Origin of the sequence: Rhizobium sp. SYY.PMSO (genome assembly GCF_046840415.1) — a bacterium.
In the GTDB taxonomy this organism is placed as follows: domain Bacteria; phylum Pseudomonadota; class Alphaproteobacteria; order Rhizobiales; family Rhizobiaceae; genus Rhizobium.
The window spans coordinates 1,564,621-1,590,555 of sequence record NZ_CP177349.1 but is presented as its reverse complement, the minus strand read 5'-3'; the positions used below and the strand labels follow the sequence as shown (position 1 = coordinate 1,590,555).

The 25,935-nt window shown below is 61.5% G+C and carries 29 protein-coding genes and 1 pseudogene; 13 read left to right on the top strand and 17 right to left on the bottom strand.

Annotation, left to right across the window (positions count from 1 at the left end):
• Positions 1 to 20: 20 nt before the first annotated feature.
• Positions 21 to 1,352 carry a bifunctional folylpolyglutamate synthase/dihydrofolate synthase gene (locus tag ACJJVH_RS07705; protein ID WP_412065027.1) on the top strand — a complete coding sequence of 444 codons (1,332 nt, stop codon included), beginning with the start codon at positions 21 to 23 and terminating at the stop codon, positions 1,350 to 1,352.
• Positions 1,349 to 1,879: an N-acetyltransferase family protein gene (locus ACJJVH_RS07700; protein ID WP_412065026.1), complete on the top strand. Its 531-nt coding sequence runs from the start codon at positions 1,349 to 1,351 to the stop codon at positions 1,877 to 1,879. The genes ACJJVH_RS07705 and ACJJVH_RS07700 overlap by 4 nt, the downstream gene beginning before the upstream one ends.
• Before the next feature lie 30 nt (positions 1,880 to 1,909).
• Here the strand turns inward: ACJJVH_RS07700 and ACJJVH_RS07695 are convergent, their stop codons facing one another.
• The 4 genes from ACJJVH_RS07695 to ACJJVH_RS07680 all read right to left on the bottom strand — a co-directional run bounded on the left by ACJJVH_RS07695 (position 1,910) and on the right by ACJJVH_RS07680 (position 4,634).
• Positions 1,910 to 2,815 (bottom strand): EamA family transporter, encoded by a 906-nt coding sequence (locus ACJJVH_RS07695; RefSeq protein WP_113356755.1) that lies wholly within the window; start codon positions 2,813 to 2,815, stop codon positions 1,910 to 1,912.
• 103 nt (positions 2,816 to 2,918) lie between these two features.
• On the bottom strand, positions 2,919 to 3,620 hold the full coding sequence (locus ACJJVH_RS07690; protein WP_112797702.1) for a TIGR02281 family clan AA aspartic protease: 702 nt from the start codon (positions 3,618 to 3,620) through the stop codon (positions 2,919 to 2,921).
• Positions 3,617 to 3,838 carry a DUF1289 domain-containing protein gene (locus ACJJVH_RS07685; protein WP_112797701.1) on the bottom strand — a complete coding sequence of 74 codons (222 nt, stop codon included), beginning with the start codon at positions 3,836 to 3,838 and terminating at the stop codon, positions 3,617 to 3,619. The genes ACJJVH_RS07690 and ACJJVH_RS07685 overlap by 4 nt, the downstream gene beginning before the upstream one ends.
• Positions 3,839 to 3,857: 19 nt before the next feature.
• Positions 3,858 to 4,634, bottom strand: coding sequence for an adenosylcobinamide-GDP ribazoletransferase (locus tag ACJJVH_RS07680; protein ID WP_112798144.1), 777 nt, complete (start codon positions 4,632 to 4,634; stop codon positions 3,858 to 3,860).
• A 127-nt stretch (positions 4,635 to 4,761) separates the two neighbouring features.
• Between ACJJVH_RS07680 and cobT the strand changes: the two genes are divergently transcribed.
• Together cobT and ACJJVH_RS07670 are read left to right on the top strand one after the other, a co-directional pair.
• On the top strand, positions 4,762 to 5,778 hold the full coding sequence (gene cobT / locus ACJJVH_RS07675; protein WP_113371267.1) for a nicotinate-nucleotide--dimethylbenzimidazole phosphoribosyltransferase: 1,017 nt from the start codon (positions 4,762 to 4,764) through the stop codon (positions 5,776 to 5,778).
• Between the two features lie 186 nt (positions 5,779 to 5,964).
• On the top strand, positions 5,965 to 6,357 hold the full coding sequence (locus ACJJVH_RS07670) for a diacylglycerol kinase (RefSeq protein WP_112798142.1): 393 nt from the start codon (positions 5,965 to 5,967) through the stop codon (positions 6,355 to 6,357).
• 78 nt (positions 6,358 to 6,435) lie between these two features.
• On the opposite strand, the gene ACJJVH_RS07665 is transcribed toward ACJJVH_RS07670, so the two are convergent.
• Positions 6,436 to 7,965: a sensor histidine kinase gene (locus ACJJVH_RS07665; protein WP_112797697.1), complete on the bottom strand. Its 1,530-nt coding sequence runs from the start codon at positions 7,963 to 7,965 to the stop codon at positions 6,436 to 6,438.
• Positions 7,966 to 8,088: 123 nt separating this feature from the next.
• On the opposite strand from ACJJVH_RS07665, the gene ACJJVH_RS07660 reads away from it, so the two are divergent.
• The 3 genes from ACJJVH_RS07660 (at position 8,089) to ACJJVH_RS07650 (ending at position 9,848) form a co-directional block, all read left to right on the top strand.
• Positions 8,089 to 8,664 (top strand): thermonuclease family protein, encoded by a 576-nt coding sequence (locus ACJJVH_RS07660; RefSeq protein WP_412065025.1) that lies wholly within the window; start codon positions 8,089 to 8,091, stop codon positions 8,662 to 8,664.
• On the top strand, positions 8,661 to 9,293 hold the full coding sequence (locus ACJJVH_RS07655; RefSeq protein ID WP_412065024.1) for a uracil-DNA glycosylase family protein: 633 nt from the start codon (positions 8,661 to 8,663) through the stop codon (positions 9,291 to 9,293). The genes ACJJVH_RS07660 and ACJJVH_RS07655 overlap by 4 nt, the downstream gene beginning before the upstream one ends.
• Positions 9,294 to 9,359: 66 nt before the next feature.
• On the top strand, positions 9,360 to 9,848 hold the full coding sequence (locus ACJJVH_RS07650; RefSeq protein ID WP_069613098.1) for an Lrp/AsnC family transcriptional regulator: 489 nt from the start codon (positions 9,360 to 9,362) through the stop codon (positions 9,846 to 9,848).
• Positions 9,849 to 9,897: 49 nt separating this feature from the next.
• Here the strand turns inward: ACJJVH_RS07650 and ACJJVH_RS07645 are convergent, their stop codons facing one another.
• The gene (locus tag ACJJVH_RS07645) at positions 9,898 to 10,881 is read right to left on the bottom strand and encodes an NAD(P)-dependent oxidoreductase (RefSeq protein WP_412065023.1); all 984 of its coding nucleotides are present in this window, start codon (positions 10,879 to 10,881) and stop codon (positions 9,898 to 9,900) included.
• 154 nt (positions 10,882 to 11,035) lie between these two features.
• Here ACJJVH_RS07645 and ACJJVH_RS07640 point away from each other — a divergent pair, with 154 nt between their 5' ends.
• The 4 genes and pseudogenes from ACJJVH_RS07640 to ACJJVH_RS07625 all read left to right on the top strand — a co-directional run bounded on the left by ACJJVH_RS07640 (position 11,036) and on the right by ACJJVH_RS07625 (position 15,061).
• The gene (locus ACJJVH_RS07640; protein ID WP_412065022.1) at positions 11,036 to 12,004 is read left to right on the top strand and encodes an aliphatic sulfonate ABC transporter substrate-binding protein; all 969 of its coding nucleotides are present in this window, start codon (positions 11,036 to 11,038) and stop codon (positions 12,002 to 12,004) included.
• Positions 12,005 to 12,203: 199 nt separating this feature from the next.
• Complete coding sequence (ssuD, locus tag ACJJVH_RS07635) at positions 12,204 to 13,379, top strand: FMNH2-dependent alkanesulfonate monooxygenase (protein WP_112797687.1); 1,176 nt, start codon at positions 12,204 to 12,206, stop codon at positions 13,377 to 13,379.
• 24 nt (positions 13,380 to 13,403) lie between these two features.
• Positions 13,404 to 14,250, top strand: a pseudogene (gene ssuC, locus ACJJVH_RS07630) (aliphatic sulfonate ABC transporter permease SsuC).
• Between the two features lie 10 nt (positions 14,251 to 14,260).
• Positions 14,261 to 15,061: an ABC transporter ATP-binding protein gene (locus ACJJVH_RS07625; protein WP_412065021.1), complete on the top strand. Its 801-nt coding sequence runs from the start codon at positions 14,261 to 14,263 to the stop codon at positions 15,059 to 15,061.
• On the opposite strand, the gene ACJJVH_RS07620 is transcribed toward ACJJVH_RS07625, so the two are convergent.
• The 8 genes from ACJJVH_RS07620 to ACJJVH_RS07585 form a co-directional block, all read right to left on the bottom strand.
• The gene (locus ACJJVH_RS07620) at positions 15,058 to 15,534 is read right to left on the bottom strand and encodes an SRPBCC family protein (RefSeq protein WP_412065020.1); all 477 of its coding nucleotides are present in this window, start codon (positions 15,532 to 15,534) and stop codon (positions 15,058 to 15,060) included. The genes ACJJVH_RS07625 and ACJJVH_RS07620 overlap by 4 nt on opposite strands.
• On the bottom strand, positions 15,531 to 15,875 hold the full coding sequence (locus ACJJVH_RS07615; protein ID WP_112797679.1) for a metalloregulator ArsR/SmtB family transcription factor: 345 nt from the start codon (positions 15,873 to 15,875) through the stop codon (positions 15,531 to 15,533). The genes ACJJVH_RS07620 and ACJJVH_RS07615 overlap by 4 nt, the downstream gene beginning before the upstream one ends.
• Positions 15,868 to 16,560: a glutathione S-transferase family protein gene (locus ACJJVH_RS07610; protein ID WP_412065019.1), complete on the bottom strand. Its 693-nt coding sequence runs from the start codon at positions 16,558 to 16,560 to the stop codon at positions 15,868 to 15,870. Before ACJJVH_RS07610 ends, ACJJVH_RS07615 begins: the two co-directional genes overlap by 8 nt.
• Positions 16,561 to 16,690: 130 nt before the next feature.
• The gene (locus tag ACJJVH_RS07605; protein WP_113434858.1) at positions 16,691 to 17,515 is read right to left on the bottom strand and encodes a methyltransferase domain-containing protein; all 825 of its coding nucleotides are present in this window, start codon (positions 17,513 to 17,515) and stop codon (positions 16,691 to 16,693) included.
• 147 nt (positions 17,516 to 17,662) lie between these two features.
• On the bottom strand, positions 17,663 to 17,929 hold the full coding sequence (locus ACJJVH_RS07600; RefSeq protein WP_112797674.1) for an aspartate-semialdehyde dehydrogenase: 267 nt from the start codon (positions 17,927 to 17,929) through the stop codon (positions 17,663 to 17,665).
• A gap of 185 nt (positions 17,930 to 18,114) precedes the next feature.
• Positions 18,115 to 18,945 carry an ABC transporter permease gene (locus ACJJVH_RS07595; protein ID WP_113385591.1) on the bottom strand — a complete coding sequence of 277 codons (831 nt, stop codon included), beginning with the start codon at positions 18,943 to 18,945 and terminating at the stop codon, positions 18,115 to 18,117.
• A complete protein-coding gene (locus ACJJVH_RS07590; RefSeq protein ID WP_112797670.1) occupies positions 18,942 to 19,754 on the bottom strand; it encodes an ABC transporter permease in 813 nt (270 codons plus the stop codon). The genes ACJJVH_RS07595 and ACJJVH_RS07590 overlap by 4 nt, the downstream gene beginning before the upstream one ends.
• Positions 19,755 to 19,872: 118 nt before the next feature.
• Positions 19,873 to 20,655 (bottom strand): lysine/arginine/ornithine ABC transporter substrate-binding protein, encoded by a 783-nt coding sequence (locus ACJJVH_RS07585; protein ID WP_112797668.1) that lies wholly within the window; start codon positions 20,653 to 20,655, stop codon positions 19,873 to 19,875.
• On the opposite strand from ACJJVH_RS07585, the gene ACJJVH_RS07580 reads away from it, so the two are divergent.
• Both ACJJVH_RS07580 and ACJJVH_RS07575 read left to right on the top strand, forming a co-directional pair.
• A complete protein-coding gene (locus tag ACJJVH_RS07580) occupies positions 20,648 to 20,836 on the top strand; it encodes a hypothetical protein (protein WP_162703967.1) in 189 nt (62 codons plus the stop codon). The two genes, ACJJVH_RS07585 and ACJJVH_RS07580, sit on opposite strands and share 8 nt — an antisense overlap.
• Positions 20,837 to 21,024: 188 nt before the next feature.
• Positions 21,025 to 23,478, top strand: coding sequence for an OmpA family protein (locus ACJJVH_RS07575; RefSeq protein WP_412065018.1), 2,454 nt, complete (start codon positions 21,025 to 21,027; stop codon positions 23,476 to 23,478).
• A 50-nt stretch (positions 23,479 to 23,528) separates the two neighbouring features.
• Here ACJJVH_RS07575 and mobB read toward each other — a convergent pair whose 3' ends face one another.
• From mobB to ACJJVH_RS07560, 3 genes are read right to left on the bottom strand one after another with little or no spacing between them, the layout of a single operon-like run.
• The gene (gene mobB, locus ACJJVH_RS07570; protein WP_113371257.1) at positions 23,529 to 24,059 is read right to left on the bottom strand and encodes a molybdopterin-guanine dinucleotide biosynthesis protein B; all 531 of its coding nucleotides are present in this window, start codon (positions 24,057 to 24,059) and stop codon (positions 23,529 to 23,531) included.
• Complete coding sequence (mobA, locus tag ACJJVH_RS07565; RefSeq protein ID WP_412065017.1) at positions 24,056 to 24,706, bottom strand: molybdenum cofactor guanylyltransferase MobA; 651 nt, start codon at positions 24,704 to 24,706, stop codon at positions 24,056 to 24,058. The genes mobB and mobA overlap by 4 nt, the downstream gene beginning before the upstream one ends.
• 10 nt (positions 24,707 to 24,716) lie before the next feature.
• A complete protein-coding gene (locus tag ACJJVH_RS07560) occupies positions 24,717 to 25,628 on the bottom strand; it encodes a DMT family transporter (protein WP_412065016.1) in 912 nt (303 codons plus the stop codon).
• Positions 25,629 to 25,935 lie beyond the last annotated feature (307 nt).

Sequence of the window (25,935 nt, the reverse complement as noted above, 5' to 3'; positions counted from 1 at the left end):
ATCGTTGAAAAAGGCACCCCATGTCGCAGTCCCATTCCAGGCAGGCATTATCCGATGCTCTTCGCCGGCTCGACCAACTGACCAACTGGGAGCGCAAGCCGCGCGGAGAGATGCGGGTTGGCCTTGAGCCGATGCTCGATCTCATGCAGCGCCTGGGCAACCCTCACCGGAGTTTTCGCGCCATCCATGTGGCAGGCACCAAGGGCAAGGGCTCTGTCAGCGCGCTTGTCGAAGCCGGATTGCTGCGGGCCGGCTGGAAAATCGGCCGCTACGCGTCACCGCATGTCGACCGGGTCAACGAGCGCGTCAGCGTTCTCGGCCAGGAAGTCGGGGACGACGCGCTGGCGAAGGCGATCATGCAGGTTCTGGACTGTTATGAAAGCGCAAAGCGAGCCGCGACCGCCGGGGAGGAGGCCACCTGGTTCGACGTGATAACGGCCGCCGCCTTCGTCGTATTCGCAGATGCCGGCTTGAACTGGGTCGTCGTCGAGGTCGGGCTCGGCGGCAGGCTGGATTCTACCAATGTCGTCTTTGGCGAGATTGCCATCGTCACCAATATCGCGCTCGAACATACGGAGATTCTTGGGGGCACGCGGGAGGCGATCGCGCGCGAGAAGGTCGGCATCCTGAAGCCCGGCGCGGTGCTTGTCACCACGCTCGCGGCCAACGATGAGGCGGGCGAGGTCCTGCAGCAGCGTGCCGATGAACTCGGATGCGAGGTGCTGCGGACGGACCTTCGCAAGGATGCGACCATTGCGGACACGAATATCGCACTGGTCGGCCTGGTATTCGACCATCTGGGGCGACAAGGCGAGCGTGTTCATCCTGGGAGCGAAGCGGGCCAGCCCGTCGGTGCGTGGCTGCTCGAACCTGCCGTGGTCGCCAAGGCTCGCCTGCCGGGCCGGATGGAGCGCTTCGACTTCGCGCTGCCGCCTGCATTGCGAAACGGGCGGCAGGCGGTGCCCATGCTGATGGACGGCGCGCATGTGCCGTTCAATATCGAGGCTGTGCTGCGCGACATCACACGTTCGCCCGGCGTCGGCGGCGATTGTGTCGCCGTCGTCGCCTTGGCTTCCGACAAGGATGCGCCTGGCTTTCTGCGCGTGCTGTCGCGCTACGTCTCCCATGCCGTCTTCACCGAAGCATCCGGTTCCGGCCATGCCCATGCGGCAGAGGAACTGGACGCACTCTGGGCATCCATGGGCATGGCGGGCGAGGCTGAACCGGACCCGCTGAAGGCATTGGATCGCGCCATTTCGAAGGCGGCCGAACGCGGCGGCTGGGTGCTTGTGACCGGTTCGCTCTATCTTGTCGGCGCGTTGCGAAGCACGGTTCTGAGGAATGCCGGGTGACGACTGAAATCACCATCAGGCCGGCCCGCGTCGACGACGTCGCCGATATCGCAAGGCTGCATCGCGCGATCTGGTGCGAGACCTATCGCGATCTTGCGCCTGCCGACGTCTATCGCGCGCTGGACGAGGATTTTCGCCGCGTGCGATGGGCCGATCTGCTCGCCAATCCCCGGAAGGATCAGCATGTGCTGCTGGCAGTCCAGGACGGGCGGCTCGTCGGCATCGGCGCCATTGCCGCGCCATCCGAGCCCGCCTTTGGCCACCGTTGCGAGATAAAGTCGCTCTATATCGATGCCTCCGTCAAGCGTCAGGGGCTTGGTCGCCGGTTGATGCACGAGCTGGCGCTCGAGGTCGCATCGATGGGGTATTCGGCAGTCGGGCTCGGCGTCGTCGTCGGCAACGAACCGGCAATCGCCTTCTATCGCGCGCTTGGCGGACGACCGGTCGGCCGGTACACCGATCCGGGGCCGATCTGGCGCTCTGATAATCTCGTTTTCGCATGGGACGACTTGTCTCTGCTGACCTGAGCGCCCGGCGCCCGTCGAACCCGGCGGGGTTCATCCCGCCGCGATTTTCTCGCGCGGTGCGATGGTCATCGCCATGACCCCTGCCACGACGCAGACGAGACCGATGGCTGCCGTCGGGGACAGCGGCTCGCCGAGGAAGGCCACGCCGATGCCGACGCCGATCGGGACGCGCAGATAGGCCTGTGCCGTCGTGCCGACCGAGCCAAGGGTCTGGATGAGCCGGAAGTAGATGCTGAACGCCAGCGCGGTCGAAACGACCGACAGGCCGAGTAGCGCTAGGACGGAAGCCGTCGACGGCACGATCTGCCACGGATGCTCGAAAACCAGCCCGGCGGGAATGAGAAGGGCAGCGCCGCAGAGAAGCGAGCCCGCTGCGGGCATCATCGGGTCCAACTCCTTGAAATTGCGACCGAACAGGGCTGCGCAGCCATAGCAGATCGAGGCCGCGACGACGGCGAGCTGTGGCAGCAACTGCCTGCCCATGCCATGCAGCGCATCGAGGCCGATGATCAGGCAGATGCCGGCCATGCCGGCCATCACGCCGAACAGCTTGCGCCCGGTCGGCGGTTCGCTGCGCAGCAGGAATGCGGCGATCAGGAAGGCGAAGATGGGTGTCGCGGAATTCAATATGGTGGCGAGACCGGCATCGACCGTCTGTTCCGCCCAGGCAATCAATGTGAAGGGAACGGCGCTGTTGAGGCAGGACTGGATGAGGAAGCGCCTCCATGTCGCCGCATCCCTTGGCAGGCGCAGGCCGCGCCAGCGGATGATCGCCAGCAGAACGAGACCGGCGATCAAGGTGCGCGCGGCAATCAGCGTGATCGGCGCAATGGTCGCCACGCCGATGCGGATGAAGGTGTAGGAGGCGCCCCAGCAAGTTGCGAGGGCAAGGAGAAGCAGCAGTTCCGTGGTTGGGTTGGCTCTTGCAGGCGCCATGGGTCTCACTCTTCGTGCGGTTCGGAATTGCCGTCTTTAGAGTGAAGGGATGGGGGAATGCTTCGCTTCCCGCCGAACTATCGAATCCGGTTGTGCGCTTCCATCAATCGCGAAGCCGAAGTTCGTCGGTCTGCATCTGCATCGAGCCCAGGGTTTCGAGAAAGCTCATGCCCAGCAGGCTCTGATCGAGCTTGCCGGCTTCGGCCACGCTCGCCTCGACGTCCCGGCGCCTGATCGGGCCGATTGCCACGGAGCCGAGTTCCACCGGAGCTGCCCTTGCGCGGCCGTTGGCCGTCAAAACGGTCATGGAATAGGTGAGGTTTTCCGGAATGATGCCGACGCGCTCGGCGTCTTCCTGCGACAAGGCGATGGTGCTGGCGCCGGTGTCGATCAGCATGTCGATCGGCTGCCCGTTGATCTTGACCACGGCTTCGAAATGCCCGTTCGAACGCTTGTGAAGGATGACCTCCTGGCCGCCTTCGCTCGTGGTGACGACGACGGCGTGGCCCGGCATCAGGCCGGCGAAGACACGGTTGCCGACCTGCTCGGCATCGTGACGATAGATATAGGCGGTGGCGAGCGCCATGATGATGACCAGCCAGATCAGGAGATTGCGGATCGACTGGCTGACGGTGTAGCGGCTTGCCCAGACGGCGGCACTCATCATCAGGGCAATCGGCAGGAGATAGACGACCCGCGCGAAGTCGTCGTTGCGCATGCCGAAGGTCGAGCCGGTATTGTTGTTGAAGATGAGTAGAGCGAGACCGATGCCGAGAATGGCGAGAACGATGTTCAGGCGGTTCATACGGCGCTGCGCTCCCGTGCCATTCTTTGGCGGCGGGTTTCCCTGCGCGGCTTGCGCTCGACTTTCGTCAGACGCTCCGGAAGCGCCTCCATGATCTGGCGGCGTTCGTCGTCGCTATAGGTCATCCATGCACCGATTTCCGCCGATGTGCGGCCGCAGCCGAAGCAATAGCCGGTCGCTTGGTCGATGGAGCAGACTAGGATGCAGGGTGTGAGCATGAGATCATATATCGATGCTTCAAACGCACATGGCAAGGGTGCAGAGGGACGCGATCTCGCAAATCTGCTGGGTCGCGCCGATGGTGTCGCCGGTATGGCCGGACAGTTTTTGCCGTATGTATGTGGTGGCGAGAAAGGTTGCGGCGCCGGTCGCCAGAAGGCAGGCGACGAGCGCCGGAACGCCAAGGGCAGGCCCGACAAGCAATATGGCAAGGCCGAGCGCGGCGATCAGCGCCAGCTGCATGGCATCACCATCCGGCCTGCCTGCGGAGGCGGCTATTCCATCCGGCTTGGCGGGAGGCAGAGCGTACCAGTGCCAGACCATCGCGCCCCGGCTCAGCGCCGCGGTCGCAAGAATGGCAATTCCGGCGTCCAAGGGCTGCAGGTGGCGGGCAAGGGCGGCCAGTGCCGCGCCCCGCAAGCCGAAGGAGAGGATGAGCGCGGCTGCGCCATAGGTGCCGATGCGGCTGTCCTTCATGATGACAAGTGCGCGTTCGCGGTCCTTGCCGCCTCCGAGCCCATCCGCCGTATCGCTCAACCCATCCTCATGAAGCGCGCCGGTCGTGATGGTCTGCACGGTGAGCGCCAGCAGCGCCGCCATCAGGGGATCGGCTCTGAGATCGAGCAGCACGGCGAAGGCGAGGGCGGCCGGCACCACGATCAACAGGCCCGCGAGGGGGAAAGCACGAGACACGCGCGCAAGCCTGCCGTCATAACCCTCGAAAAAGGATGATGCCACCGGAATACGGCTGAGAAAGGCGACGGCGCGCGCCGTGTCGCGCATATATTCCCGCATTTCTTCCTCTCCCCGCCATGCGAGCGACAGCATCGGGCGCTTTTGGAGTTGTTCGCGCCGATTCCGAAGACTAATAGAGTCGCACGCAAAGAACCCGATTTGAGACCAAAAGACAAGGAACGCATTCATGAGCGTCAGCGGCCTCCCATTCGACGATTTCCGCGCATTGCTGCGCGACCTTCCGGGGCCGGATGCCCGGGCACTCGTGGCTGCGCGCGAACGTGACGCACAGCTCACCAAGCCGCCCGGCGCGCTTGGAAGGCTTGAGGAAATCGCCTTCTGGCTTGCCGCCTGGACCGGCCGGCCGCCGGCCGTCACCCGGCCGCTGGTGGCGATCTTCGCCGGCAATCATGGCGTCACCAGGCAGGGCATTACGCCGTTTCCGCCATCCGTCACCCAGCAGATGGTCGAGAATTTCGCTGCGGGCGGCGCAGCCATCAACCAGATTTGCGTCGCATACGATCTCGGTCTGAAAGTCTTCGACCTTGCGCTTGATTTTCCGACGGGCGACATCACCGAAGAACCGGCGCTCAGCGAACGCGATTGCGCCGCGACCATGGCCTTCGGCATGGAGGCGATTGCCGGCGGCACCGATCTGCTCTGCATCGGCGAGATGGGCATCGGCAACACCACGATCGCCGCTGCCATTCATTATGCACTCTACGGCGGCAAGGCCGAAGACTGGGTGGGCCCCGGCACCGGCTCCGAAGGCGAGATGCTGAAGCGCAAGGTGGCGGCAGTCGAGAAGGCGGTGGCGCTGCATCGCGACCACCTCTCCGATCCGCTGGAAATCCTGCGTCGCCTCGGTGGCCGCGAGATCGCCGCCATGGCCGGCGCCATCCTTGCCGCGCGCATGGAGCGCATTCCGGTCATCGTCGACGGCTATGTGGCGACGGCTGCGGCCTCCATTCTCAAGGCGGCCAACCCTTCCGCGCTCGATCACTGCCTGATCGGACATGTCTCGGCGGAGCCTGGCCATCTGCGCTCCATCGAGAAGCTCGGCAAGACGCCGCTTCTGGCACTCGGCATGCGGCTCGGCGAGGGAACGGGGGCCGCGCTGGCAGCCGGCATCGTCAAGGCTGCGGCCGCATGCCATTCCGGCATGGCGACGTTCGAAAGCGCCGGCGTTACCAACAAGCACTGAAAACGAAAGCGGCAATATGTTGAGACGGGCGTTTTGCCGCCGAATTTCCCTGTAGACTATCGGTTTTCGTCACAAATCTGTAATGAATTCCGAGGCTGGCTCGAGCTGCCGCCTTGCTTCGCCCACGGCGAGGCGGTATTCGCAAAGCGTCGAACTTTAAACCGGAACATGACGGGCGGAACGGGAATGGCCGAGTTTTCGAAACCAGCAGTCACCAAGGAAACGGGTATCCGGCATTTCTTTGCCGCTGCCGGTTATTCCTGGGGCGGCTTTCAACGGCTGTTGCAGGAGTCGGCCTTCCGACAGGAACTGCTCTTTGCTGCCGTTGCGCTGATCCTGTTGATCGCCGTCGGCGCGACCATCGGCGAGATCGTCGTTGCTATGGTGCTGTTCCTCGGCGTCTTCGCGATCGAGGCGATGAATACGGCGGTGGAAGAGGTGATTGACCGCATTTCGCCGGAAATCTCCAATGTCGGCAAGCATGCCAAGGATCTCGGTTCATTCGCCGTATTGTGCATGCTGGTCGCTTCCGGGATCTACCTTCTCTACGTTATCGGCAGCCACCTGCTGTTCCGCTAAAGCGTTTCCAGGAAAAGTGCGCGACGATTTTCCGTCCGGAATCGCGTGAACCGATTCATGCGCCGAGCCTGCCTTTTCTCAGGCGAAGCTCTTTCTGCGCCGCTCGACGAGCGGGGCATCCTCGACAGCCGGCAGGCTTTGCAGCACGCGCTTGGCCGGCAGGATGGCGATGACTTCCGTGCCTTCCCGCAGCTTTGATTTCAGCACGAACTGACCGTCATGCTTTGCGAGAATGGCCTGCACGATCGGCAGGCCGAGGCCTGTGCCTTGCTCCGCGCTCTTGATGGCGATGGAGCCCTGTCCGAAGGCGGAGAGCACCACGGGTATCTCTTCCTCGGGAATGCCAGGCCCGTTGTCCTTGATGGCCACATATTCGCCGCCGCCGGCCGTCCAGCCGACCTTGACGCTGATCTCGCCGCCCTGCGGCGTGAATTTCACCGCGTTCGACAACAGATTGAGGATCACCTGGCGCAACGATTTCTCATCGGCCCAGACGGCGGGGAGTTGCGCTTCGAATTGCGAGGAGATCGAGATATTCTTGGCGCGGGCGCGCAGCTGCACCATGCCGATGCAATCCTCGGCGATATCGAGGAGCGAAATCGCCTCCTCGTTCAACTCGTATTTGCCGGCTTCGATGCGGGAGAGATCGAGGATTTCATTGATCAGGTTGAGCAGGTGCTGTCCGGATCGATGGATGTCGCTGGTGTACTCGCGGTAGGTCGCGTTGTTCAGCGGCCCCATGACCTCGGCCGACATGACTTCGGAAAAGCCGAGTATGGCGTTCAGCGGCGTCCTGAGCTCATGCGACATGGAGGCCAGGAAGCGAGACTTGGCGAGGTTCGCTTCCTCGGCGCGCCGGCGGGCCTCGTCGGACATGGATTTCGCGACTTCCAGCTCGGCGATCAGATCGTCCTTCTCCGACTGGAAGGAAAGGATCTTCAGGTTGGACTGATACATGCGGTTGGTGATGAACGTGAAGAACACCACGGCAACCGAGACGGCCGCGGTAAGCGCGATGTCCGATGGCTTGTGGGTGAGGGCGGCCGTCACTGCAAGCGCAACCGTGGCCGGCGCGAAAGAGAAGAGCACTGCGCGCGGCAGCATGAAGCTGGACATCGCCGTGATGCAGATCGCCACGAGCAGGATGGTGCCCTTATAGAGCGCAAAACTGTCGCCTCCGCATGTCGCGCAGCCCTGCATGGCGAAGAGAGCCCAACAGAAGCCGACGAGCAATTGGCCCAGCAACAGGAGTTGCCGCCACTTCCTGGCGCGTTCGGCGGTGATTTCCTGTTTCTTCGCACGCCGTCCGATCAGCATGTTGACCGCATGCGCCGTCAGGATCGGGACGGTCCATAAGAAAATGCCCGCCTCGCGCGTCAGGTAGAGGCCGAGAACGGCAACGACGATGACGAAGATCGGCACGACGGCGGCGCTCTGCCGCAACGTGTCGATATGCATCATGATAAGTTCTCGATCGAAATTGCGGCTATGGCCGCTTTGCAGGCGCTCGCGCGTTTGCCGCACGGCCTTCGATACAGCCCTGTTACGGTGACTGCGCGATCGGTCGACAATGTTTTTATCTGTCGATGTGCTGACGCCGGTGCTCATGGTTACATTGATACTTGGCCTGCCTGAGGCTACAGACTAGCGTCCAAACCTTAAGAAGATGCTGCGCCGAAATGATTTGTTTGCCATCTTCGCCAAGGATTTGTTCTTAAAGGAGGCAAGAAGGTGATGCGGTCAGGCCGCCTGTTTCGCGACGGCGTGGCCACTTTCGCTCTGCTCGCCATTCTCGCATTGCTCGCACTGAAGATGAACAATCGACCGGAACTGGTTCAAAACGGTAGCTTTTATGTTGTCGATGGCGATACGCTTTCCACCAATGGCGAGCGCCTGAGGCTCAAAGGGATCGATGCCCCCGAATATCGGCAACGCTGCCGGCGCGACGGCGCTGACTGGGCCTGCGGCGAAGAGGCGCGAAACGCGCTCGCCACAATGATTAAGACTGCCGCGCCCGAGTGCCGCGGGCGGGAGAGGGATCGCTACGGCCGCCTGCTGGTGACTTGCGTCGCCGGAGATTTCGATATCAACGCTGCCATGGTTCGCAAGGGCATGGCCGTTTCGTATGGCGGTTATTCCAACGAAGAGCGCATCGCGCGGCAGGCAAAGGCCGGCCTTTGGGCCGGCGATTTCGAGAGGCCGAGCGATTATCGGCGCGAGGAGCGCATGACGCATGCCGATGGGAATGATCCGATCGCCGGATTGTTCGGATATCTGCGAGAGATCGTCGGATGGAGTGCGCCATGACGCGGGAAGACGAATTGCAGGTCCTGCGTTCGGCGATTGCCGCCTGCCGCCTCTGTCGGGACATGCCGGCCAAGGGCGAGGCGGATCGCTTGCCGCACGAACCACGGCCGGTTGTCACCCTGTCGTCGACCGCGCGGATCCTCATCGCGGGGCAGGCGCCGGGATTGCGCGTTCACGAGAGCGGATTGCCGTTCAACGATGCCTCGGGCGACCGTCTGCGGCAATGGCTCGCGGTGGATCGCGAGAGCTTCTACAATCCGGATCACTTCGCCATCGTGCCGATGGGCTTCTGTTTTCCCGGCTACGATGCCGCCGGCAGCGATCTGCCGCCGCGCCGGGAGTGCGCGCCATTGTGGAGGCAGCGGGTCATGGATGCCATGTCGCAGATCGAATTGATCCTGACGATCGGTCAATATGCGCAGGCATGGCACCTCGGGGCGCAGCGCATGGCCTCGATGACGGAGACCGTCGCGGAGTGGCGGCGCTATCTCCTGACCAACCGGTCGCCGGCGATCTTGCCATTGCCGCATCCGAGCTGGCGCAACAGCGGCTGGTTGAAACGTAACCCCTGGTTCGAGTCCGAGCTGCTTCCTGTGTTACAGCAACGTGTGAAAACTCTGCTTCCTTGAGAAAAAGTTTCTTTTCTCTCCCTTAAAATAGGCTATAGAGAGAATATAATTCGAAGGGATGCTTAAATGGACCGTCTTGACCGCAAAATTCTCCGCCTCTTGCAGGAGGATTCCACTCTGGCCGTGGCCGATCTTGCCAAGAAGGTCGGATTGTCGACGACGCCATGCTGGCGCCGTATCCAGAAGATGGAGGAGGATGGCGTCATTCGCCGCCGCGTGGCGCTGCTCGATCCCGAAAAGGTCAACACCAAGGTCACGGTTTTCGTGTCCATCCGCACCAACAGCCACTCCATCGAATGGCTGAAGCGCTTTTCCGAAGTGATTGCCGATTTTCCGGAAGTGGTGGAATTCTATCGCATGAGCGGCGATGTCGACTATCTGCTGCGCGTCGTCGTTCCGGATATTGCCGCCTACGATGCCTTCTACAAGCGGATGATCGCCAAGATCGAAATCCGCGATGTCTCCTCGGCGTTTGCCATGGAGCAGATCAAATATTCGACGGAACTGCCGCTCGACTACATGTTGCTGGAGAATGCCAAGTCGAACGAGGATTGAGCGCCGCGAGGGCGCTCAGCCGATATCGTATCCCGGCGCTGGCCGGGCGTTATTTCCTGTCCAGGCGCGCAAGCAGCGAGGAGGTATCCCAGCGGTTGCCTCCCATCGCCTGGACATCGCCGTAGAACTGGTCGACGAGGGCCGTCAGCGGTAGTTTGGCCTGATTGCGGCGGGCTTCTTCAAGCACAATGCCGAGATCCTTGCGCATCCAGTCGACCGCGAAGCCGAAATCGTATTTGCCGGCATTCATCGTCTTATGGCGGTTTTCCATTTGCCAGGAGCCTGCGGCACCCTTGGAGATGACATCCACAACCTTCTCTATGTCCAGCCCGGCCTGCTTGCCGAAATGAATGCCTTCGGCGAGGCCCTGGACGATGCCGGCGATGCAGATCTGATTGATCATCTTGGTCAGCTGACCCGCGCCGACCGGACCCATGAGGCCGATCATCCGGGCGTAGGCGTCGATGATCGGGCGGGCTTTTTCAAATACGGCCTCATCGCCGCCGCACATCACGGTCAGAATGCCGTTTTCCGCGCCTGCCTGACCGCCGGACACCGGCGCGTCGATGAACTCGACACCCTTTTCCCTGGCGGCGGCGTAGAGTTCACGGGCGACTTCGGCGCTTGCAGTCGTATTGTCGATGAGGATGGAACCGGCCTTCATCTTCGACAGCACGCCATTCTCGCCTATGGTCACGGAGCGCAGGTCGTCGTCATTGCCCACACAGGTAAAGACGAAGTCGGCACCCTCGGCGGCCTCGGCCGGCGTAGGGGCGAACTTGCCGTCATATTGCTTGGCCCATGCCTCGGCCTTGGCGGCGGTCCGGTTATAGACGGTGACGTCATGCCCGCCCTTGACCTTAAGATGCCCGGCCATGGGATAGCCCATGACGCCCATGCCGATGAACGAAACCTTTGCCATTTCATAACTCCCTGACCGAATTTGACTCGAAGGCTTAGCGGAAAGGCCAGGGGGACGGAAGACCGATTTGTCGGGCAACTTGTCACCGTGGCATGGCAATTGAAATTTCATTCCGAATTTTGATATTTTTCGGAATGAAATTTCGATATTGGCGTGAAACTTCATAATATCCTTTGTCGATATAATTTATAGATTTGCGATCCTCGGGCATCGATAACAGGCCGGTGGCGGCGGAAGCGCCAAGGCGTGATGAAAAGGATCCTCGATGATTTCGCGCAGACAGACACTCGGCCTCCTTGGCGCCACGGCAGCTGCTTTCGCGTTGCCCTCCTTGCGACCGGCGCGGGCGGCCGCAGCGACGACCCTTCGCATCGGCTGGCAGAAGAACGGCGTATTGGCCTTGGCAAAACGCAAGGGTTCGCTGGAGAAGCGGCTTTCCGACCGCGGCATCTCGGTCGAATGGTCGGAATTCACATCAGGACCGCCGCTGCTTGAAGCGCTCGGCGCCGGCGCACTCGATTTCGGCGCGACCGGCGACGTGCCGCCGATTTTCGCACAGGCCGCCAACGGCAATCTGCTCTATGTCGGTCTCTACACCGGCAGTCCCGAAAGCTCGGCCATTCTCGTGCGCAAGGATTCGCCCATCCAGACGCTGGCCGATCTCAAAGGAAAGAAGGTGGCTTTCAAGCGCGGTTCCAGCGCCCACAACGTCACCGTCAAGGCGCTGCGCAAGGGCGGTCTGACGCTCGACGATATCCAGGCACTCGATCTCGCGCCGCCGGATGCCTCTGCCGCCTTCAAGACGGGCGCCATCGACGCCTGGTCGATCTGGGATCCCTATCTTGCCATTGCCGAAGCCGATCCCGATACGCGCATTCTCGCCACGGCTCGCGGCATCGTCGACTCCTTCAGCTATTTCCTGGCGAACAGCGATTTCACCAAGGACAATCCCCAGGTCATCGTCGACGTCATCGATGAACTGGCCAAGGTCGGAGCCGCAGCGCAATCCAATCTCGACGATACCGTTGCGGCATTGTCCGAAATCACCGGCGTTCCGGCCGAGGTGACGCGGGTGACGCTGACGCGTCCGGGCGCGGATCTCGGCGGCGTCTCGACCATCACGGATGCCGCGATCGCTTACCAGCAGGGGTTGGCAGACGAGTTCTACAATCTCGGGATCGTTCCCAGAAAACTGACCGTAACCGATATCGTCTGGCGACCGAAGGCAAGCTGAGGCGGCTTGCATCGACACGGGGCAATGCGGCTCGCGCTCGAAACACCACGCGTGGGGGCCGCATCGGCAAAAATATTCCAACACACGCGTAGCAATAGAAAATCTATATTGTCGATATAATAAATAGTCTATGTCACTATCCGGATCGAGCATCGGGAGTGGCTCCCGACAACGCGCATCCAGAAGGCAGGAAAGCTTCATGACCGCGACCGCAAAACCCATCGACTTCCTCTGGTTCATCCCGACCTCCGGCGACGGCACCTATCTCGGCACGACCGAACTCAATCGCGGACCGGAGATCGGCTATCTCCAGCAGATCGCCCAGGCCGTCGACCGGCTGGGCTATTCGGGCGTATTGCTGCCGACCGGCGTGTCCTGCGAAGAATCCTTCGTCACCGCCGCAGCGCTTTCGGCGCATACCCAGAAGCTGAAGTTTCTGGTCGCGATCCGTCCCGGCACGGCGTCGCCGGCCTATTATGCCCGTCTTGCCTCGACCCTCGATCGTGTCTCGAATGGTCGCGTCCTGCTCAATATCGTCGTCGGCGGCAGTCCCGCAGAGCTGGCGGGCGACGGCATTCACCTGGAGCATGACGAGCGCTATGCCCATGCGGACGAATTCTTCCACGTCTGGGAGGAATTGCTGGAGAAGGGCTCCTCCACCTTCGAGGGCAAGTATATCAAGGCGACCAACGCACGGCTGGGCCTGCCGCCGGTGCAATCGCCGCGCCCGCCGCTCTATTTTGGCGGCTCTTCCGATGCCGGCATCGAATTTTCCGTCGGTCGCGTCGACAAGTATCTGACATGGGGCGAGCCGCCGGCGCAGGTCGCCGAGAAGATCGAGAAGGTGCGGGCGGCGGCGGCCAAGCGCGGACGTGAGGTCAGCTTCGGCATCCGTCTGCATTTCATCGTCCGCGAGACGGACGATGAGGCGTGGGCTGCGGCGGAGAAGCTGATTTCCAAGCTCGATGACGAGACGATCCGCGAAGCGCAGGAACAGTTCGTCACGCAGTCCGATTCCGTGGGCCAGAAGCGCATGGCGGCGTTGCATGGCGGCCGCCGCGACAAGCTCGAGGTTTCGCCGAATCTCTGGGCCGGCGTCGGACTGGTGCGCGCCGGAGCCGGAACGGCGCTCGTCGGCTCGCCAAAGACGGTGGCGGCGAGATTGCGGGAATATCAGGAGATCGGCATCGAAACGGTGATCGGCTCCGGCTACCCGCATCTGGAGGAGGCCTATCGCGTGGCCGAACTGCTGTTCCCCGAACTCGGTCTGAACCAGGAGCAGCAGCGCGCCGGGTTCCGCAATGAGTTCGGTGCCAAGCAGATCTTCGCGGGCGGCAGCCATGGCGGCAATCTGAAAGTCGTTTCCGGCTCGTAACGCCACTTTTGAGAGGAAGATCTTATGTCGGCATTCGACACGTCCTTTGTGCGCGTAGGCTTGCAAAGCCGCACGCGCCCGACCGGGACTGCGCGACAGGCTATCTCTTTGGCGAGGTTTCTGCCGTTCCTGCTTCCCGTCGTCGTCATTGCCGCATGGCAGCTCGGTTCGTCGTCCGGATGGATTTCCACGCGCATCATGCCGTCGCCGGCGGCGGTCGTGGTCGCCTTCTGGCAGACCTCGATTTCCGGGCAACTGCCGAACAACATCCTCGTCAGCGCCGGCCGAGCCTTCGCGGGGCTGCTGGTCGGCGGCTCGATCGGCTTTCTCCTCGGCATCGCCAACGGCGTCTCGCGGCTGTCGGAGCAATTGACCGATACGACGCTGCAGATGCTGCGCACCATTCCGCACCTCGCCATGGTGCCGCTCGTCATCCTCTGGTTCGGGATCGGCGAGGAATCCAAGCTGTTCCTGACGGCGCTCGGCGTGCTCTTCCCGATCTATCTGAATACCTATCACGGCGTACGGAATGTCGATCGCGGGCTGATCGAGATGGGGCGGGTCTATGGCATGAGCAACTGGACGCTGTTCCGGAAGGTCATCTTTCCCGGCGCGCTTCCGTCCATCCTCGTCGGGTTGCGCTTTGCGCTCGGCATCATGTGGTTGACGCTGATCGTGGCGGAATCGATCGCGGCATCGTCGGGCATCGTCGGGCATCGGCTACATGGCCAACAATGCCCGCGAGTTCGGCATGACCGATGTCGTCGTCCTGACGCTGGTCATCTATGCCATCCTCGGCAAGCTTGCCGATGTCGTCGCGCGTACGATCGAGCGCCGAGCCTTGCGCTGGAACCCGGCCTATCAGAATTGAGGAGCCTGTCATGAGCATTCTCGCCATGGATCGTCCGCGGGCGGAAGCCCAGAATGCCATGTCGCCGGCGGCTGGCGCGGCGGCTATTCATATCAAGGGCCTGGAGAAGAGTTTCGGAAGCAACCGCGTGCTGCGCGGCATCGATCTCGATATTCCCGCCGGCCAGTTCGTCGCGATCATCGGCAAGAGCGGCTGCGGCAAGAGCACGCTGCTGCGCATCCTGTTAGGGCTGGAAGAGCCAAGCGCTGGTCATCTGCGGTTCGAGACCGCCGATGGCAGCCAGGCGCAGCCGAATACGCGCATCGTCTTTCAGGAGCCGCGCCTGCTGCCCTGGTTTTCCGTTGCCGACAATGTCGCGGTCGGTCTGGGCGAGGGCGTGCCGCAGGATGTGTCGCGGCAAGAGACTGTCTCCGTTCTTTCCGAGGTGCAACTGGCCGAAAAAGCCGGCGAATGGCCCTCCAACCTGTCCGGCGGACAGAAACAGCGCGTTGCGCTTGCGCGGGCGCTCGTCAGCAAGCCCGACGTGCTCGCGCTCGATGAGCCGCTGGGCGCGCTGGATGCGCTGACCCGCATCGGCATGCAGGAGCTGCTGAACCGCGTCTGGCGCGAGCTTGGCTTTACCGCGGTCCTCGTCACGCACGACGTCAGCGAAGCCGTGCATCTGGCGGATCGGGTCGTCGTGCTGGACGAGGGCCGGATCGTGCTCGATCTCGACATTCCCCATCCGCATCCCCGTCGCCACGGCAATCCGGCTCTGGCCGAGCTCGAAGGGCAGCTTCTGGCGGCGATCCTCGGTGAAATCCGGAGCTAGTTCGGCTTGGCGTCATCAATCTCGACATAGAGCCGAAGGTTATCGAAGCCGATCTCGGTGCCCATCAGCCGCGAGCCATTGTCGCCGTAGCCGTCGAGGAACACGACCTGTTCGACGAAGGTCATCCTCGTGCCGCCAGGCTCCTCGGCGAAGCTGACCGTTGCCAGCGACACGGAGATGCGCTTGTCGTCGAGCATCATGTCGAAGGCGTAGATGAAGCGCTCATTCTGGATGATGTCGATGTAACGCGCCTGATAGGCATGCACGACGCCATCCGTGGAGGCGACACGGTTGCTTTCGCTGCCGCCAGTGCGGAAATCGAGCTGGAATTCCAGCAGCTTCCAGTCGCCATGACAGGCAAACCATTGCCGCTTCTGTTCCGGCATTGCCCAGGCGCTGAAAACGCGTGGGAGCGGCGCCTTGAAATGGCGCTCTATGGTGATGGTCGCATGCTCGGTCGAACGTTCGCTCATTCGCCTGTCGCCTCCGTCGATGTCTCTTCCAGGAACAGGTCGAGCCGGTCGAACATCTTGTTCCAGGATGCCCGGCGTTCGGCAATCCAGCGCTCGACGGCTGCCAGTGCCTCCTTGCGAAGATGGTAGGTGCGGACCCGGCCGGCTTTCTCCGACAGCACCAGCCCGCTTGTCTCCAGCACCTGCAGATGTTTCATCACGGTCGGCAGCGCCATGTCGAGCGGCTGCGCCAGCTCTGTGACGGAAGCAGGTCCACGTCCCAGCCGGTCGATCATGCCGCGCCGGGTCTGATCGGACAGGGCCTGGAACATGCGGTCGAGCGCCTGTGGTTCGTCAAGCATTCGGCGTTGCCGGCCGGAACTGTGCCGGCAGCCTCTCGTGGTAGGGATACATGTGGAAGTAGGGCATGGCTTCCTTGAGAACGCGGGCGAAGGACGGGCGGTCAAGCAGGCGCTGATAATAGGCTTTCAGCCGGCCATGCCCTTCATCGAAGGAAACCAGCGTTTCGGCGTAGAAGAGTGCCGGTGCCGCGGCGCAATCGGCCATGGTCAGGCTGTCGCCGGTGATCCAGATCTTTCCATCCAGCTGTCTCTCGATCATCCCATAGGCCGTGCGTAGCAACGCCCGGGCTTCGGACACGCCTTGAGGGCTCTTGTCATTCTCCGCCCGACGCACGTCGGCGACGATCTTTTGCATCGGGTCTTGAACATATTGGTCGAAGAACCGATCCCAGAGCCGGACGCATAGGGCATCGGACGGATCTGTCGGCAACAGCGGCACCGCACCGGGATAATGCCGGTCGAGATATTCGATGATGATGCTGGTTTCGGGAACGGTGCTATCAAGCGCTTCGTCGCGCAGGACAGGAAACTTGGCGAGGGGCCAGAGGCGGACCAGCGAAGCACGGGATTCTTCGTTGCCGAGATCGATGACCTGGCTTTCGAATGGCGTGCCATTTTCATAGAGCGCCATCAGCACCTTATGGCAGAACGAGGCGAGGGGGTGCTGGTAGAGAATAAGGGACACGCGACGACCTTTCCGAGATCAAGGTTCGAGCTGATACTTATCTGAATGGCTAAGTATCAGCTCGACGGGCGTCGCGCAAGCGAATAGTTATCCAAATGGGAAACTATTCGCTTGCTGGCATTCGATAGACCTAGTCGGCGATCAGGCGCGCGACGACCAGGTGGCCCGGCGTCGGCTGGCCGTCTTCCATGCGGACGTTGATGTCGGTGATTTCGACGAGTTCGAAGCCGGTCGCGGTCAGCCGTTCGCGCACATAGGCTTCGGAATGGGCGAAGCGCTGGTGAGGACCGACCATGTAGGGCCGGCCGGCCAGCGTCGCTTCCGGCAGCGTCTCGGACGAAAAGATGAAGAGCCCGCCCGGCGTCATGTTTTCAGCCGCGCCGAAGAAGAGTGGTTCCAGCGCACCGAGATAGGGCAGGACATCGGTTGCGGTGATCAGGTCGAAGGCGTCTTCATCATTATCGTCGAGGAAATCCTCGACCTCGGCGACGAAGAGCGTTTCGTAGATATCCTTTTCATGGGCGACTTCGACCATGTTCTCGGAAATGTCGATGCCGGTGATATCCTCGACGATATCGCGTAGCGTGCCGCCCGTAAGACCCGTGCCGCAGCCGAGGTCGAGCATGCGCTTGAAGGGGCCGAGACCAAGCGCCTGCAGGCGCTGGCGTACGAGAACCGGGACGTGGTAGCCGAGTTGCTCCACCAGCACGTCCTCGAAAACCTCGGCATGCTGATCGAACAGGGTCTCGACATAGGCATCCGGCGCTTTTACCGGCGTTTCCCCGTGCCCCATGGAGGCGATGCGCACGGCTGCGCCGCCATGGTCTTCCGGATCGAGGGCCAGCACTTCCTGGTAGGCCTTTACAGCCGCGTCGATATCGCCGGCCTTCTCCAACGCCAATGCGCGGTTATAGGCTTCCGCAAGCGCGTCTTCATCGATCTTCTTCTTTGCCATGGATGAGCAGCCCTTCCTTGTGTCAAGCAGGCATTAGGACGACTGATCGCCTTTTGCAATGCTTGCGGTGCGGACAGGCGGGTATGCTGCGACTATCGGCAGTCATGACATCCGTGGCACCCACGGCATGGTACACTTGGGAAGCGGCTAGTGAAGGATGAATTCCCCCTTCAGCGCACGCCACTCGCTTGCCGAAATCAGCTTGCGGTGCACATAGCGCACGGAATGAAGCGGCCCGTCCAGTTTCTCCTGCCAGAATTTCAGGAAACCGCGCATTTCCGGGAAGTTCGGGGCGAGATCATAATCCTGCCAGATGTAGGTCTGGAGAAACTGGGGATGATCCGGCAGGTGGTAGAAGATTTGCGCGGTCGTCAACCCATAACCCTGCAACTGCTTTTGCATGTCCTGATGCATGAGCTTTCACTTTCCGTTCCCATTTTTCGTGACTCATGGTCACATGGATATGGAAACAGCTCATGGTAAACTCAAGCTTTACAAAACCGTCATGAAGACAATTTTCTTTGCGTAATCAATATGTTGGCAGCAGCATTGCCGGAGTGCTGCCAAAATCGGGCGGCAGCGACGCCGCTTTCGATGGATCAGCGCTTGAGATGCCGGGTCAGCCGACCTTCCATCCGCGCCCAGCCATTTCGCATCAGCTCGACGATCACCAGGTAGAAGATCGCCGCCCAGAGATAGATCTGATAGTCGTAGGTGCGCGAGAAAGCGTAGCGCGTCTCGCCCATGAGATCAAAAACCGTGATGATGGAGACGGTTGCCGAACTCTTGATCAGCAGGATGATTTCGTTGCCGTAGGGGCGCAACGCGACGATCAGCGCTTGCGGGATGATGATCTTGCGGAAAGCGATCCAGGTATGGATGCCGAGGGCGCTTGCCGCTTCCGTCTGTCCCTTCGGCACGCTCTGGATGGCGCCGCGGACGATTTCCGTCTGATAGGCCGCCGTGTTCAGCGTCATGGCGAAAACGCCGCAATAGAAGGGATCCTTGAAGAACCACCAGAGGCCGATATCCTCGAAGAACCAGCGGAAGCTTGGAAAGCCGTAATAGACCATGAATATCTGCGCCAGCAGCGGCGTGCCGCGGAACAGGTAGACATAGCAATAGGTCAACGTGCTCAGGATCCGGTTGCTCGACATGCGGGCGAAGGCCAGCGGTATCGACAGGATCGCGCCAAGGATGAAGGACAGGGCGACGAGCTTTACGGTGATCCAAAGGCCGTGGAGAAGCCGCGGCCCGTAGGTTTCGAGTTTGTCGACATCCCAGCCTGTGACGATCATCCACAGCAACGCGATGCCGAGAATCGCCCACAGGATGAGGAAGAAATAGCCTGCAATGGACGACCTGGACAGTTTCCTGGCGGTCTTGGGCGGCGCCGGCTGCGCCGCGATCAGAACTTCGGCATGGCTCATCGATGAACCTCCGCACGTTTGGCCCATCGGTCGAGATAGAAGAGGCCGATCGAAGAAATGACGGCCAGCGTCAGATAGAACAGGCAGGCGATCGAATAGAAGGTGAACGGCGCCTTGGTGGCGCGCACGGCGATCCCCGTCTGCCTGATGATATCGGCAAGGCCGATGATCGACACGTAGGACGTGTCCTTCAGCAGGTTCATCCAGAGATTTCCGAGGTTCGGCAGCGAGATACGCACGAGCTGCGGCACGATGATCAGCCGCATGGTGCGCGCGCGATGGAAGCCGAGGGCATCGCCCGCTTCGTACTGGCCCTTCGGAATCGCCTTGAAGGCCGAAAGAAGCACTTCCGAGCAATAGGCTGAAAAGACGATCGCCAGCGCGACCATGCCCGCGGCAAAGGCATTGATCTCGATCGGACCGTCATAGCCGAACTTGGCGAGCAACGATTGCAGCAGGATCTGCAAGCCGTAGTAAATGATGAAAAGCGTCAGCAGCTCCGGCAGACCGCGGAAAATCGTGGTGAAGACGCCTGCGGCAAGCCGCAATGACTTTTCTTCCGATTGTTGCGCGAGTGCGACGAAGAAGCCGATGATGAGGCCAAGCGGCAACGTCAGGACCGAGACGGCAATCGTGATCTTCAAGCCACCCGCCAGCTCGTCGCCCCAACCCGTGTCGCCGCAGGCGAGCATCGTGTTCGGCTTGAACAGGCTGAACACGGTGAACAGTCCAGCCGGACCACACAATGGATCGAAAATCGTACTCAACCAGGTCCACAAGGAACCGAGGGCGGAAAACAATCCGCTCATGCTGTATTTCCCCTAGCGGCTTTTGCCGCGTTTCTGCTTATATTCTTCTTGTTGTCAAACAAAAACGGCGGAAGAGCAAGCTTCCGCCGTCGTCTTTTCCAAGGGAATCGACGGGCGATCAATCGCCGTAGACGTCGAAATCGAAATACTTGTCCTGGATCTTCTTGTAGGTGCCGTCAGCGCGGATCGCGGCGATCGCGGCATTCAGCTTGTCCTTGAGAGCGGTATCGCCCTTGCGGATGGCGATGCCTGCGCCTTCGCCGTTGACGACCGGATCGATCTTCAGCGTGCCGAGCATCTTGCAGCAGCTGCCGGCATCCGACTTCACCCATTCCGACAGCACGACGACGTCGTCGATGGCAGCGTCGATGCGGCCGTTGCTGAGGTCGAGCTTGTATTCGTCAGCCGACGGATAAAGCTTGAGTTCGGCGTCCTTCAGATGGGCGGAGGCGTAGTTGGCGTGCGTCGTGGAGGACTGGGCGCCGATCGTCTTGCCCTTCAGGGCTTCGTCGGTCGCTTCCTTGAGAGGGGAGTCCTTCGGAACGGCGATTGCCGGCGGCGTGTTGTAGATCTTGTTGGTGAAATCGACGATCTTCTGGCGTTCCGGCGTGATCGACATGGACGAGATGATGGCATCGAACTTCTTGGCCTGCAGCGCCGGAATGATGCCGTCGAAATCCTGGTTCACGAAAGTGCACTTGACCTTCATCTGATCGCAAAGCGCATTGGTTATATCGATGTCGAAGCCAATGAACTTGCCGCCGGCGTCAAGCGATTCGAAAGGCGGGTAGGTCGCGTCCGTGCCAAAGACGAGCGTGTCGCCGTCGGCAAGCGCCGCGCCGGCGAAAAGCGACATCGCGGCGAGTGACGCAGCGGCAAAAAGACGAGTGGAGATGCGCATTTTGATCCTCTCTGTTGGTGGCCGGCAGCTCATTATTGTTGGTTCGCAGCCGGTTCGAGTGGAGCGGGCCGGTGGCCTGCCTTGCGGCGATATTCGTACTTTTTTTTCACAAAAAGCAACTGGAATTACGAGGCTTATCTCCATTGCCCGGCGTCGTTGCGATGCGGATGCGCCGCGGTGAAATCTGAACGAAAGCCATCTGCCGCATTCAGCCAGGGTTAATTGCGGCGACCTAATAGTTCGGGAACATATAGCGGCTTGCCGCGATTCAGCCTCATGAGAACCGAAAATCGGCCGGTATCTTGGGGCAATCGCCTTGCTCGCTGAGATTCGCAATTCGGCGGACAAAGATCAAAAGAGGAGACCCATATGGGAAAGCGATCCAGACTATTTGCCAGCGCCGCGTTTCCGCTGCTTTCGCTATCGCTCGCATTCGAGCCGGCAGCAGCGGCGGCGCTTCGTGAACAGCTTATCGCACCGCTAAACAACGAAACCGCCAGCGCGGCGGGAACGGCCGCCGATGCAAGTTTCGAGGTCGCCCAGCAGGATGCGCCGGCAACCCAGTCGGAAGAAGAGCTGCGCAAGCACAAGAAGGGTGCCGGCGGCGAAGGCGAGCCGCAGGGCCAGAAGCATCAGGGCGAACCCGCCCATGAGGGTGGGGAACAACAGCATCAGATGAAGCAGGCGGCGCCGGAAGGCGAGCCGAAGCAGGCGCCCGGGAAACAGCAGCCGGAAGCCCAGCCCCCGAAGGCGGAGCGCCAGCAGCCGGCCGAGCAGGAGCAGCCGAAGCCTCAGCGCCAGCAACCGGCGGCAGAGGCTCAGCCGGAACCGAAGAAACAACACCAGCAGCCGGCAGAAGAGCCGCAGGCCCAGCCTGAAGCCAAACCGCAACCGAAGGCGGCCGCTCCTGAAGCACCTCAGCCCAAGGCCAAGCAACCGGAGGCGAAACAGCCTGCGGAAGCACCCCAGCCGAAGGTAGAACAGCAACAGCCTGCCGCGGAAACGCAGCCGGAGACCAAGCCGAAGCCGAAGGCGCAGCAGCCTGTTCAGGGCCAGAAGGAAGCGCCGGCCGCTCAGGAGACCCAACCCGGAAAGCAGGCTCAGCCCGAACAGAACGCTCATCCCAAGCAGCAGGGACAGCCCGGCAATCCGGCTCAGCAGCCTGCAGAACAGCCGCAGGCGCCTGCCGGCGAGCCGTCGCAGGGGCATAAGGCTCAGCCGGGAACGGAGGCGCAGCCTGGCACCCAAGCCCAGCCTGAAGCTCAACCGGGAACGCCGGGTGCTCAGCAGGGGCAGAAGCCGGGCGCGGGCAAGACCCACGGCAAGCAGCCGCAGAATCAGCAGCAGGGCGAGCAGCCCGGCGCCAATCCGCAACAGCCGGCCCAGAAGGGCGAGCCGCAGACAGCGCCGGCTCAAACCGGCAATCAGGCGACACCGCAGCAACCCGGCAAGCAGCCGAACAACGGCACCGAAGCCCCGACTCAGGGCAATGCGGCGCCCGCGCCGGCCAACGGCAACGGTCAGCAGGCCGGTGAAATTCAGCTGCCTCCAGCCGAACAGGTCTCGCCGCAGGAACTGGAGCGCCGCAAGAAGATCGCGGAAAACCCGGCTTCGGCCAACGGTCCGGTCATCCTGCCGGTCGAAAACGGCAGCGCGGTTCTGGACAGCCAGAAGGGTGCCGTTCGTCGGGGCGATCATCTGAACAACGGACAGAATCCCGGTGCGCCAGGCACCCAGGGCGGACGCGGTCAAGCCGGCCAGGGCCAGAATGGGCAGGCGCAGAACAATCCCGGCCGGCTTCCGCCGCCGGCCTACAGCAAGCCGCCGACATCCGATGCCGAGGCGCAGCGCGCCGCCGCCGGCGGTCAGGCGCAACCGCCCGTGAAGATGGAAGCCGTGACAAGCGAGCAGGGTCGCCGGATCGATCGCCGGCCGGATTTTGCCCCGCCGCAGGGAACGGCTGTTCAGACCATCATCAACCAGGACAATCGCACGGTCGTAAACGTCGATAATACTTATGTCGTACGTCACGACGACAGCGATCGCTTCATCCGGGGCGGCGAGCGGCCGATCTACGAACAGCTGCCGCGCGACCGCTATCGCGAGACGATCGATCAGCCCGACGGCGATCGCGTCGTAACGATCCGCAACCGTTACGGCGATATCATCCAGCGCTCGCGCATCGATGCCCGAGGGCACGAATATGTGCTGTTCTACTCGCCGGAATTGGAAAACCGGCCCGACAATGACGATTATTTCCGCGATCCCGGCGAGGATCTGCCGCCGATGCGGCTGCTCATTCCGCTGAGCAAGTACATCATCGATACGGCTTCCAACCGCAATGCGGACTATTACGACTTCCTGCGCGAACCGCCGGTCGAGCCGGTCGAGCGTATCTATTCGGTCAACGAAGTCCGTTATTCGGCCCGTATCCGCGACAAGATCCGCCGCATCGACCTCGACACCATCACCTTCGCGACTGGCAGCGCCGATATCCCGATGTCTCAGGCCAGCACGCTGCGCGGTGTTGCCGACGGCATATCGCGCATTGTGAAGAGCGACCCGACCGAAACCTTCCTGATCGAAGGTCACACGGACGCGGTGGGTTCGGCTGAGAGCAACCTGATCCTGTCGGATCGCCGTGCGGAATCGGTCGCAAACTTGCTTACCGACGTTTACGGCATCCCGGCCGAAAACCTTGTGACCCAGGGGTATGGCGAGCAGTATCTCAAGGTGAATACGCTCGGCCCGTCGCAGGAAAATCGGCGCGTCACGATCCGCCGCATCACGCCGCTGGTGCGTCCGGTCGCTTCCAATCAGTAATCTTGGATTGCATCAAAACCATCAGGGCCGCCGGGAAACCGGCGGCTTTTTCATTTTGCCGGTTTGCCGAGACCGATCGCCGAGGCGATGAAATCGGCAATGGCGAGGGTGTCGTCGAGATCGAAGACAGGAAGCGAGCCGGCATCCTCTACCGGATGATCGGCGGCGATGGCGGCGATATGCGGATCGTGCGCGGCGAGCGGCTCGCGCTTGGCTGCCTCCAGGCGGCGGGCCTCGATCTTCGGTATGGGTTCGCGCTTGTAGCCTTCGATCAGGACAAGGTCGCAAGGGGCCAGACGCGCCAATATCTCATCGAAACTCGGTTCCGGCTCGTCTCTGAGCTCGTGCATGATAGCGTAGCGCGTGCCGGAAACGATGGTGACTTCATGCGCCCCGGCCTGGCGGTGACGGAAGCTGTCGGCGCCGACCTTGTCGATATCGAAATCATGATGCGCATGCTTGATCGTCGAAATCCGATAGCCGCGTGCCGTGAATTCCGTCACCAGACGCACGGCGAGCCCGGTCTTGCCGGAGTTCTTCCAGCCGGCGATGCCGAAGATTTTTGGCCGGGATGTCGTCATGGGATGTTTTCCAGTACCGCCAGCCATGTTTCCGCTTCGACAAGATCGGCAGGCGTATTGATGTTGAAGAATGGGTCGAGGGGGCCGGTCGCCGTTGCGACTGCGGGAAAATCCACTCGCCGGACGCGATGGCGGCCAAGGAAATCCCTGACGCGGCGCTTTTCGTCGGAGGCGATCCATGCCTCGAGATCGTCGCCGATGGAGACCGGCCATAGGCCGAAAACGGGATGATCCCGACCGAGCGATGCGGCGATCGCAATCTCGTCGGGACCTTCAATCGCGTATGCCAGCCGTTGAACGAGATTGAGCGGAAAGAAGGGGCTGTCTATGGGGAGCGTGGCGATGTGCGAGACCTGGGGATAGCGCAATGCCGCGTCCTGCACGGCGGCAAGCACGCCTGCGAGCGGCCCCAGCTTTCCCGGTATCCGGTCCGGAACAAGCGTCATTCCCAAAGGGTCTGGCCAATCGGGATCCGCGTTGAGGGCGATCGGTTTTGTCTGTTGCCGCGCGATACGCTTGGCGATGCGGGAGAGCAGGCTTTCGCCGCCGAGCAAGGAAAACGCCTTGTTCGCGCCCATCCGGCTCGAACGTCCTCCCGCGAGAAGAACGGCGGGAATATCTTTCGTGTTGGTGATGAAGCCGGGCATGGTCACGATCTCAGGCGGGAACGCGGGGCTCTGATTCCTGTGCGACAGGTTCGGCGCTTCGCCGCCTGCTTTCCCGACAGAAGGTATAGATGCCGGAGGCGATGACAATGGCCGCGCCGACGATAGACCAGCCGTCGGGCATTTCCCCGAAAGCGAGGAAGCCGAGCAGGGCGGACCATATGAGGCTCAGATAGCGGAATGGCGCGACGAAGGAGATTTCCCCCATACGCATTGCCAGGATGACCGTCTGATAGCCGATGAGCACCAGAACGGAGGCAAGCATGATCTGGAAAAGCGATGTCGTGCTTACCGGCTGCCAGCCGCCGAAGGGAGCGATGCACAATGCTCCGAAGACGGATATGGAAATGGCGGTGCAGAGCGTCACCATCAGCGAAGGCACCTGCCTGTCGATGCAGCGTGTCGCCAGGTCGCGCGCGGCGGTCGCAAACATGCAGGTGATGACCAGCAGGGCCGCGGTGTTGAACCCCTCGCGGCCGGGCCTGATGATGATGAGCACGCCGACGAAACCGACGGCAATCGCCGTCCACCGTCGCCATCCGACCGGCTCTTTCAGGAAGATCATCGCGCCGAGCGTCACGGCAAGCGGCACGGCCTGCTGGATGGCGGATGCATTGGCGATGGGCATCATCCCGAGTGCGGTGATATAGGTCGCGGCGGCTATTGCCTCACATGCGATCCGCAGCGCTATCATCGGCTGCAGAATGACCCTCCAGGAGCGCAGCGCGCCCATTCTGCGCGCGAGGAGATAGACGAAGAAGCTCGTGAACAAGCCGCGGATGAAGATGATTTCTCCCGCGTTCATCGAAGCGATGACCGCCTTGGACAAGGCGTCGCTACAGGAAAAGCCGGCCATGGATGCGGCCATGAAGAGCGCGCCCTGCGTGTTCTTGGTCAGTCGCATGAGAAAGATGAGTCCCCCGAGATATTCATCTGGATTAGCGCCGTTTTCCGTAAATTGGAATCGATTGTCCCTTCTCGGCATATGAATTCGATTGTGCGCTGCGGCGGATCGTTGCGAACGAATGGATTTTCGCGCTTCGGTAGTGAAAATATAGGAAGGTTGTAAGTTTTTTGCCTATGCCGCAGGCTTTTGGAGGGCCGATTAATTCTTATTCAATCTTATTTCCGGAGGCTCGCTGCGGTTTTGCATGAGGCAGAAGCCCTACCGCAGCGCAGCAGGAATGACGATCCCGCCTTCGCTGGAGATT

Bases quoted from the DNA above. Each gene is read 5' to 3' on its own strand.
- ACJJVH_RS07705 (WP_412065027.1), top strand. From the start codon at position 21: ATGTCGCAGTCCCATTCCAGGCAGGCATTATCCGATGCTCTTCGCCGG.
- ACJJVH_RS07695 (WP_113356755.1), bottom strand. From the start codon at position 2,815: ATGGCGCCTGCAAGAGCCAACCCAACCACGGAACTGCTGCTTCTCCTT.
- ACJJVH_RS07690 (WP_112797702.1), bottom strand. From the start codon at position 3,620: ATGAACCGCCTGAACATCGTTCTCGCCATTCTCGGCATCGGTCTCGCT.
- ACJJVH_RS07685 (WP_112797701.1), bottom strand. From the start codon at position 3,838: ATGCTCACACCCTGCATCCTAGTCTGCTCCATCGACCAAGCGACCGGC.
- ACJJVH_RS07680 (WP_112798144.1), bottom strand. From the start codon at position 4,634: ATGCGGGAATATATGCGCGACACGGCGCGCGCCGTCGCCTTTCTCAGC.
- cobT (WP_113371267.1), top strand. From the start codon at position 4,762: ATGAGCGTCAGCGGCCTCCCATTCGACGATTTCCGCGCATTGCTGCGC.
- ACJJVH_RS07670 (WP_112798142.1), top strand. From the start codon at position 5,965: ATGGCCGAGTTTTCGAAACCAGCAGTCACCAAGGAAACGGGTATCCGG.
- ACJJVH_RS07665 (WP_112797697.1), bottom strand. From the start codon at position 7,965: ATGAGCACCGGCGTCAGCACATCGACAGATAAAAACATTGTCGACCGA.
- ACJJVH_RS07655 (WP_412065024.1), top strand. From the start codon at position 8,661: ATGACGCGGGAAGACGAATTGCAGGTCCTGCGTTCGGCGATTGCCGCC.
- ACJJVH_RS07650 (WP_069613098.1), top strand. From the start codon at position 9,360: ATGGACCGTCTTGACCGCAAAATTCTCCGCCTCTTGCAGGAGGATTCC.
- ACJJVH_RS07645 (WP_412065023.1), bottom strand. From the start codon at position 10,881: ATGAAATTTCAATTGCCATGCCACGGTGACAAGTTGCCCGACAAATCG.
- ACJJVH_RS07640 (WP_412065022.1), top strand. From the start codon at position 11,036: ATGATTTCGCGCAGACAGACACTCGGCCTCCTTGGCGCCACGGCAGCT.
- ssuD (WP_112797687.1), top strand. From the start codon at position 12,204: ATGACCGCGACCGCAAAACCCATCGACTTCCTCTGGTTCATCCCGACC.
- ACJJVH_RS07625 (WP_412065021.1), top strand. From the start codon at position 14,261: ATGAGCATTCTCGCCATGGATCGTCCGCGGGCGGAAGCCCAGAATGCC.
- ACJJVH_RS07620 (WP_412065020.1), bottom strand. From the start codon at position 15,534: ATGAGCGAACGTTCGACCGAGCATGCGACCATCACCATAGAGCGCCAT.
- ACJJVH_RS07615 (WP_112797679.1), bottom strand. From the start codon at position 15,875: ATGCTTGACGAACCACAGGCGCTCGACCGCATGTTCCAGGCCCTGTCC.
- ACJJVH_RS07605 (WP_113434858.1), bottom strand. From the start codon at position 17,515: ATGGCAAAGAAGAAGATCGATGAAGACGCGCTTGCGGAAGCCTATAAC.
- ACJJVH_RS07600 (WP_112797674.1), bottom strand. From the start codon at position 17,929: ATGCATCAGGACATGCAAAAGCAGTTGCAGGGTTATGGGTTGACGACC.
- ACJJVH_RS07595 (WP_113385591.1), bottom strand. From the start codon at position 18,945: ATGAGCCATGCCGAAGTTCTGATCGCGGCGCAGCCGGCGCCGCCCAAG.
- ACJJVH_RS07590 (WP_112797670.1), bottom strand. From the start codon at position 19,754: ATGAGCGGATTGTTTTCCGCCCTCGGTTCCTTGTGGACCTGGTTGAGT.
- ACJJVH_RS07580 (WP_162703967.1), top strand. From the start codon at position 20,648: ATGCGCATTTTGATCCTCTCTGTTGGTGGCCGGCAGCTCATTATTGTT.
- ACJJVH_RS07585 (WP_112797668.1), bottom strand. From the start codon at position 20,655: ATGCGCATCTCCACTCGTCTTTTTGCCGCTGCGTCACTCGCCGCGATG.
- ACJJVH_RS07575 (WP_412065018.1), top strand. From the start codon at position 21,025: ATGGGAAAGCGATCCAGACTATTTGCCAGCGCCGCGTTTCCGCTGCTT.
- mobB (WP_113371257.1), bottom strand. From the start codon at position 24,059: ATGACGACATCCCGGCCAAAAATCTTCGGCATCGCCGGCTGGAAGAAC.
- mobA (WP_412065017.1), bottom strand. From the start codon at position 24,706: ATGCCCGGCTTCATCACCAACACGAAAGATATTCCCGCCGTTCTTCTC.
- ACJJVH_RS07560 (WP_412065016.1), bottom strand. From the start codon at position 25,628: ATGCGACTGACCAAGAACACGCAGGGCGCGCTCTTCATGGCCGCATCC.